The organism is Zoogloea sp., assembly GCF_044344315.1.
GTDB lineage: Bacteria > Pseudomonadota > Gammaproteobacteria > Burkholderiales > Rhodocyclaceae > Zoogloea.
Window position 1 is genome coordinate 1 of the sequence record NZ_JBIJDC010000159.1, and the last position, 7,510, is coordinate 7,510.

General features: G+C 62.2%; 8 protein-coding genes. All 8 read right to left on the bottom strand.

Features of this window, described 5'->3' with window-relative positions; genetic code table 11:
* Positions 1 to 231: 231 nt before the first annotated feature.
* Positions 232 to 1,617 (bottom strand): replicative DNA helicase, encoded by a 1,386-nt coding sequence (dnaB, locus tag ACIQ09_RS21150; RefSeq protein WP_398314225.1) that lies wholly within the window; start codon positions 1,615 to 1,617, stop codon positions 232 to 234.
* Between the two features lie 104 nt (positions 1,618 to 1,721).
* Positions 1,722 to 2,171, bottom strand: coding sequence for a 50S ribosomal protein L9 (rplI, locus tag ACIQ09_RS21155; protein ID WP_398314227.1), 450 nt, complete (start codon positions 2,169 to 2,171; stop codon positions 1,722 to 1,724).
* A gap of 15 nt (positions 2,172 to 2,186) precedes the next feature.
* A complete protein-coding gene (gene rpsR / locus ACIQ09_RS21160) occupies positions 2,187 to 2,456 on the bottom strand; it encodes a 30S ribosomal protein S18 (RefSeq protein WP_153162030.1) in 270 nt (89 codons plus the stop codon).
* Positions 2,428 to 2,772, bottom strand: coding sequence for a primosomal replication protein N (gene priB, locus ACIQ09_RS21165; protein WP_398314230.1), 345 nt, complete (start codon positions 2,770 to 2,772; stop codon positions 2,428 to 2,430). The genes rpsR and priB overlap by 29 nt, the downstream gene beginning before the upstream one ends.
* A 1-nt stretch (position 2,773) precedes the next feature.
* Positions 2,774 to 3,160, bottom strand: a complete 387-nt coding sequence (rpsF, locus tag ACIQ09_RS21170) for a 30S ribosomal protein S6 (RefSeq protein ID WP_374499264.1) — start codon at positions 3,158 to 3,160, stop codon at positions 2,774 to 2,776.
* A 140-nt stretch (positions 3,161 to 3,300) separates the two neighbouring features.
* Positions 3,301 to 4,206: a hydroxymethylglutaryl-CoA lyase gene (locus ACIQ09_RS21175; protein ID WP_398314232.1), complete on the bottom strand. Its 906-nt coding sequence runs from the start codon at positions 4,204 to 4,206 to the stop codon at positions 3,301 to 3,303.
* Between the two features lie 16 nt (positions 4,207 to 4,222).
* A complete protein-coding gene (locus tag ACIQ09_RS21180) occupies positions 4,223 to 5,911 on the bottom strand; it encodes an AMP-binding protein (protein ID WP_398314234.1) in 1,689 nt (562 codons plus the stop codon).
* Positions 5,912 to 6,039: 128 nt separating this feature from the next.
* Positions 6,040 to 7,510, bottom strand: a 1,471-nt coding sequence (locus ACIQ09_RS21185) for a biotin/lipoyl-containing protein (RefSeq protein WP_398314236.1), incomplete at its 5' end; no start/stop codon positions are given.

Sequence of the window (7,510 nt, forward strand, 5' to 3'; positions counted from 1 at the left end):
AGCTTTTAAACCCTGTCAAGCATCTTGTTTCGAAAACTTCTTAACCACCGAAACAAACCGCCTAACGCGACAGCACCGGAAACAAACACTACATCTTCCAGCACCACCTCCTCACTACCCCGGCTCACACATCTCGGTGTGCGCCGCAGCGAAGAGAGGCCGAATTATAAAGAAGAATTCGGCCACGTCAACACTATTTCCAGAAAATAGTTGAAGGACCACTATTAGCCGTCAGTAACTCGGCGCGCCTGAGTAGTTTTCGAAGCGCGTAAACTCCCCAAGGAAGGTCATCCGAACAGTGCCGGTAGAGCCATTCCGGTGCTTTGAAATGATCAGTTCAGCCATCCCCTTGTCGGGAGAGTCCGGGTTGTAGATCTCATCACGATAAATGAACATGATGATGTCCGCATCCTGCTCGATAGCCCCCGACTCCCGCAGATCCGACGCCACCGGCCGCTTGTTGGGACGCTGCTCAAGACTTCGATTCAGCTGGGACAGCGCGATGATCGGTACGTGCAGCTCCTTTGCCAGGGACTTCACGGAGCGCGAAATCTCGGACAATTCAGCCGATCGGTTGTCGCTTTCCTTCAGCGAAGTCATCAACTGCAGGTAGTCGATCACGATCAACCCCAGGCGCCCACACTGGCGATGCAGACGCCGGCACCGCGCGCGCAGATCGGTCGGGTTGAGGCCGGGCGTCTCGTCGATAAAGATGGGTGCCTCATGGAGCTTACCCAGGGCATAGGTCAGGCGCTGCCACTCCTCATCCGTCAGCTTCCCTGTCCGAATCTTGTGCTGATCAATCCGGCCGACCGAAGAAAGGAAGCGCGTGGCGAGCTGGGTCCCCGGCATTTCCATCGAGAAGACCGCAACAGGCAAGCCTGCCTCGACAGCGACATTCTCGGCGATGTTAAGGGCCAGCGAAGTTTTCCCCATACCAGGGCGCGCCGCCAGAACGATCATGTCCGAAGGCTGAAGACCAGACGTCTTTTCATCAAGATCGGTCAGACCTGTAGGCACACCCGTGATACCTGCCGGGGAGTCCCGATCATAGAGCTCCTGAATCCGATCCACCACTTGTCCGAGAATCGGCTGGATCGGCACGAACCCGCTGACGGTACGCGCCCCCGCCTCGGCAATCTCGAACACCTTCGCCTCAGCCTCATCCAGCAGGGTCTTGGCATCCTTACCCGAGGGCGTGAGAGCACTGGCCGCAATCTGGTCACCAACGGACACCAGCTTGCGAAGGATAGCCCGTTCCCGAATGATCTCTCCGTAACGCCGGACGTTGGCCGCAGAGGGCGTGCTGTTGGCGATCTCGCCGAGATAGGCAAGGCCACCGACATGCTCGGCCTCGCCGTTCTTTTCCAGCGCCTCATATACCGTCACGACGTCGGCGGGCTTGCCCAGTTCGATCAGGCGAGCGATCTGACGAAAGATGCGCCGATGGTCATCCCGATAGAAGTCAGCCTCATTGACGACATCCCCGACCCGCTCCCAGACGGTGTTGTCAATCAACAACCCGCCCAATAACGACTGCTCCGCCTCAACGGAATGCGGCGGCAGCCGCAGGGCGGACATGACGGGATCTTCAGGCAGATTTTGAGATTTACGCATGGGGCATCAGGAATCCGAAACGACCGGGCAATACCCCGGCCTGAAAAACAAAAAAGGCTGCACGAGGCAGCCTTTTTTGACGGAAGGAGTCAAACTCCCTTCGATCAGCTCTCGCCAACCACTGCGACGTTGATGGTAGCAGTCACATCGGTATGCAGGGAGACGACCAGCTGGGTCTCGCCAACCACCTTGAGCGGGCCTTCCGGCATGCGCACGGCAGACTTCTCGACGGGGAAACCCTTGGCCTTCAGCGCATCAGCGACGTCGGCATTGGTCACGGAGCCGAACAGACGGCCATCCACACCGGCCTTGCGGCTGATGGTGACGGCTGTGCCTTCGAGCTTTTCACCCTGAGCCTGGGCAGCAGCCAGCTGCTCGGCAGCGATGCGCTCGAGCTCGGCACGGCGGGCTTCGAATTCAGCCAGGTTGGCGGCATTGGCACGCTTGGCCTTGCCCTGGGGGATCAGGAAGTTACGGGCGTAGCCGTCCTTGACCTTGACCACATCACCCAGACCACCCAGGTTGACAACCTTGTCCATAAGAATGATTTGCATGCTGTCTCTCCGGGATTACTGGTGCAGATCGGTGTACGGCAGGAGCGCGAGGAAACGCGCACGCTTGATCGCGGTGGACAGCTGACGCTGGTAGCCGGACTTGGTGCCGGTGATGCGCGCCGGCATGATCTTGGCGTTTTCGGTGATGAAATCCTTCAGGATGTCCACATCCTTGTAATCGATCTCTTCGATCTTCTCTGCGCTGAAACGGCAGAACTTGCGACGCTTGAAGAGGCTACGACCGCCACGGTCGTCCTTACGCTTCATTGCTGGCTTGAATGCCATGATTCGTTCCTTCCAAAAATTCGATCGTATCGATGTGCAATACAGGTGCCCTGCTCCGCAGGCTTTTCGCTGCGAGAAAACCGGTGATTCGGGCGGTGCAACCGAGGCGGGCAGCGGCAAGCAGACTTGCCTTCTCCCCTACCGCAGCAATCGCCAACTCAAGCCCCACTTCACGCGGAACCCCGGCCTCCACCTGCTTCGAGCGGTGCTCAATGCGCCCTGCCAGCACCGGCACACCGCCGGGGGAGTAACGCAGAGCCCCGACTTCGGTCAGGACACCTTCAATCTCAAAACTGTTGCGAACCTGTTCCTGCAACTCAGGCTGCGGGCTGCTGCTCGACGGCCTTGGTCTCTTCGCCAGAAGCGGAAGTCAGGGAGCGAGCCTTTTCTTCCTTCATCATCGGCGACGGGGTGGTGACCGCCTTCTTCATGCGGATGGACAGGTGACGCAGCACGGCATCGTTGAACTTGAAGCCATGCTCCAGTTCGGCGATGGTGGGCTGATCGCACTCGATGTTCATCAGCACGTAGTGAGCCTTGTGGATCTTGTCGATCGGGTAGGCCAGCTGACGACGACCCCAGTCTTCCAGACGATGGATCTGGCCGCCTTGGGTGGTCACGAGGGAACGGTAACGCTCGATCATGGCGGGCACTTGCTCGCTCTGATCAGGGTGAACGATGAAAACGACTTCGTAATGCCGCATGAGATCTCCTTCTGGATCAAAGCCCTCCGTCATGCGAACGGTAGGGCAAGGTAAAAATCCGGACACCCGACCTGCACATGCAGACGGGCGAGCCGGCAATCATTTCACAAGTCGGGATTTAATTCAAGGCCTTATGTACTTCAGCGGCGACAGGCACCCCTGGCAAGGCTGACCTTGGAGCCGTTACTGCGGCCGAGGCGTTCACAGATCCACGCCGATGTCTCCACCAGGGCATCCAGGCGGATGCCCGTCTCGACCCCCAGCCCGTCCAGCATATACACGACATCTTCCGTGGCCACATTGCCGGATGCCCCCGCCGCGTAGGGGCAGCCCCCCAGCCCGGCCACCGAGGCGTCAAAGGTCGCGACCCCCGCCTGCAGGGATGCATAGATGTTCACCAGCGCCTGACCATAGGTATCGTGATAGTGGCCGGCCAGCTTGTCGATGGGCACCCGGCGAGCAACGGCGTCGAGCATCCGGCGAGTCTTCCCGGGCGTGCCGGTACCGATGGTGTCACCCAGGCTGACTTCGTAGCAGCCCATATCGAAGAGCGTTGCCGCCACGCCGGCCACCGCCTCCGGCGCCACCTCACCCTCATAAGGGCAGCCCAGCACGCAGGACACGTAGCCGCGCACCCTCACACCCGCCGCCCTCGCCGCCTCCACCACCGGCACAAACCGATCGAGAGATTCCGCGATGGAGCAGTTGATGTTCTTCTGGCTGAAGGACTCGGACGCCGCACCGAACACCGCGACCTCCTTCGCGCCCGCCGCCAGGGCCGCCTCGAACCCTTTCAGGTTGGGCGTCAGCACCGGGTAGTTCACGCCCGGCAGTCGGGCGATCCGTGCCATCACCTCGGCGTTGTCACCCATCTGCGGCACCCATTTGGGCGACACGAAGGAGGTGGCCTCAATGGCCGGCAAGCCGGCGGCACCCAGCCGGGCGATGAGCTCCACCTTGGTATCGGTACTGACAATCTGCTTCTCGTTCTGCAGGCCGTCCCGGGGACCGACTTCAACGATGCGGACACGCTGGGGCAGGTTCATGGCTTCATTCCTTCGATCATGCGGTGGCGGCGTCTTCCAGGCCGAGGGTCTGCTTCATTTTCTCGCGGATCTGGAACTTCTGGATCTTGCCTGTAACCGTCATCGGAAAGCTGTCCACGAAGCTGATGTAGCGGGGAATCTTGTAGTGGGCAATCTGCCCCTGACAAAAGGCGCGCACCTCATCCTCACTCAGGCGTTCGCCCTCGCGCACGATGATCCACGCACACAGCTCCTCGCCGTACTTCTTGTCGGGCACGCCCACCACCTGCACATCCAGGATCTTGGGGTGGCGGTAGAGAAATTCCTCAATCTCCCGGGGATAGATGTTCTCGCCGCCGCGAATCACCATATCCTTGATGCGTCCAACGATGTTGCAGAAGCCCTCGTCATCAATGATGGCAATGTCGCCCGTGTGCATCCAGCCTGCCCGGTCGATGGCCTCCGCCGTCTTGGCCTCGTCACCCCAGTAGCCGAGCATTACCGAGTAGCCACGGGTGCACAGCTCGCCCGGAGTGCCACGAGGCACAATGCGCCCCTCGGTGTCGATGATCTTCACCTCGCAATGGGGTTGCGCCCGGCCGACCGTAGACACCCGCCGCTCGATGGGGTCATCGGTGCCACTCTGGAAGCTCACCGGCGAGGTCTCCGTCATGCCGTAGGCGATGGTGACCTCGGTCATGTTCATCCTGTCGATGACGCGCTTCATCACCTCGATGGGGCAAGGGCTGCCAGCCATGATGCCGGTGCGCAGGCTGGACAGATCGAAGCCGGCAAAGTCCGGATGATCCAGCTGGGCAATGAACATGGTCGGCACGCCGTAACTGGCGGTGCACTTCTCCTCCGTCACCGTCTGCAGCACGGCCAGGGGTTCGAAGGCCTCCGCCGGGTAGACCATCGTCGCCCCGTGGGTCAGGCAGCCCAGGTTGCCCATCACCATGCCGAAGCAGTGGTAAAGCGGCACCGGGATGCACACCCGGTCACCGGGCACCAGGCGGATCGCCTCGCCCACGAAAAAGCCGTTGTTGAGGATGTTGTGATGGGACAGGGTCGCACCCTTCGGGTTGCCGGTGGTCCCGGAGGTGAACTGGATGTTGATGGGCTCATCGAACTGCAGCGCCTCGCCAAGCAGCTCAAGTTCGCCCAGTTCGTCCCGGCTCGGCGGGCGCAGCAGATCGTCGAAATTGAGCATGCCCGGCGTGCGCTCGCCCCCCATGCGGATCACCATCTCCAGGCTGGGCAGCCGGTGGGCGCGCAGCAGGCCGGCCTCGCAGTGCCCCAGCTCCGGCGCGAGGTCGGAGAGCATCACCAGGTAGTCACTGCTCTTGAATGAAGGAGACAGGACCAGGGCCCGGCAGCCCACCTTGTTGAGGGCATATTCCAGCTCACTGCGCCGGTAGGCCGGATTGATGTTCACCAGCACCAGGCCGGCCTTTGCCGTAGCGAACTGGGTCAGCGTCCACTCCAACCGGTTCTGCGACCAGATCCCCACCCGATCCCCCGGCACCAGCCCCAGCCGGCGCAGCCCGCAGGCAAGGGAATCGACCTTGAGACGCAGCTCGGCGTAGCTCAGGCGTACCCCCTGATGGCGCACCACCAGGGCCTCCCGTTGCCCGTGGCGGGCACAGGCATCGTCAAAATACCGGCCGATGGTCTGGCCAATCAGGGGCTTGTCCGACGCACCATGGACGTAGCTCAGTTCACTCATGCTGTCTCCTCACACTCGTGTTGTGCTGTTCCGGCTCCGTCTGCGCGGATTGCCGGGGGGTATGAAGCCTTCAGATTGTCGAAGGCCTTTCGTGGGATCGAATTCATTCGCCCCCACGGGGATACGGATCAAACAGGACTGACTTCGAAATCCACAAGCTCGGCGCCGTCGCCCACCTGGTCGCCGACGGCGTAACGGAAGCCCTTGACCGTGCCGGCAGCCGGCGCCGTGATGGTGTGCTCCATCTTCATGGCCTCAAGGATCAGCAGTGGTGCGCCCTTCTCCACCGTGGCGCCTTCGCTGGCGATCAGGGCGATCACCTTGCCAGGCATGGGCGCCAGCAGGCCACCCTCGGCCCCGCCGCCCTCACCGCTGTGATGCAGCGGATCCACCGCCGCAAACTGCCAGGCGCGGCCATGGCCAAACACATGGCGACGCTCGCCCGCCACCACCACCGTAGCCGAGGTACGCAGGCCGTCAAACTCAGCCCGCAGCAGGCCGCGGGGATTGATACTGCCGCTGACGCTGCTGGCGACGCCATCCACCACGATGCGGAAGGTCTTGCCCAGGTTCTCGACCTGCAGATGCTTCTGCTCCTCGCCCAGCCGGAAAATCAGGCTGCGGGCTGCATCGGCATTGACCCGCCAGCCGTCACGCAGATGCCAGGGCGACGCCGGCTCCGGATGCCGGCCCGCGCTCTGGGCCGCCCGCTCCTGCTCGCGCAACAACTCGGCCAGGGCTACGGCCAGCCAGGCCTCACGATGGGCTCCGGCCTCTTCCGGAAAGAGATAGTCCTTCTCCCGCTCGATCAGGCCGGTGTCCAGATCGGCGTTGGCAAAGGCCGGGCAGGCGGTGAGGCGCGACAGGAACTCGATGTTGTTGGAAACGCCGACCACCCGGTAGTCGGCCAGGGCCTGCAGCATGCGGGCCAGGGCCCTGTCACGATTCACATCCCAGACGATCAGCTTGGCGATCATCGGATCGTAGAAGGGCGAGATCTCGTCACCCTCCTCCACGCCGGTATCGACGCGCACATGCATGCCCTCTTCCGGCGGCGCCAGGTGCACCAGCCTGCCGGTGGAGGGGAGGAAGCCCCTGGAGGGATCTTCGGCGTAGATGCGCGCTTCCAGGGCATGGCCATTGATGGCCAGCTGCTCCTGGGCCAGGGGCAGCGGTTCGCCGGAGGCCACGCGGAGCTGCCACTCCACCAGGTCGAGCCCGGTGATCATCTCGGTGACCGGGTGCTCCACCTGCAGGCGGGTGTTCATCTCCATGAAGTAGAAGGTGCCATCCTGATTGGCGATGAACTCCACGGTGCCGGCGCCCACGTAGCCCACGGCCTTGGCCGCGTCGACGGCGGCCTTGCCCATGGCGGCGCGGCGCTCGAGTGTCATGCCCGGAGCCGGCGCCTCTTCAAGCACTTTCTGGTGGCGGCGCTGCACCGAACAGTCCCGCTCGAACAGGTACACCACGTTGCCCTGAGTATCGCCAAACACCTGGATCTCAATGTGGCGCGGACGGGTCAGGTACTTCTCGACCAGCACGTGGTCGCTGCCGAAACTGGATGCCGCCTCACGCTTGCAGGAGGCCAGCGCATCG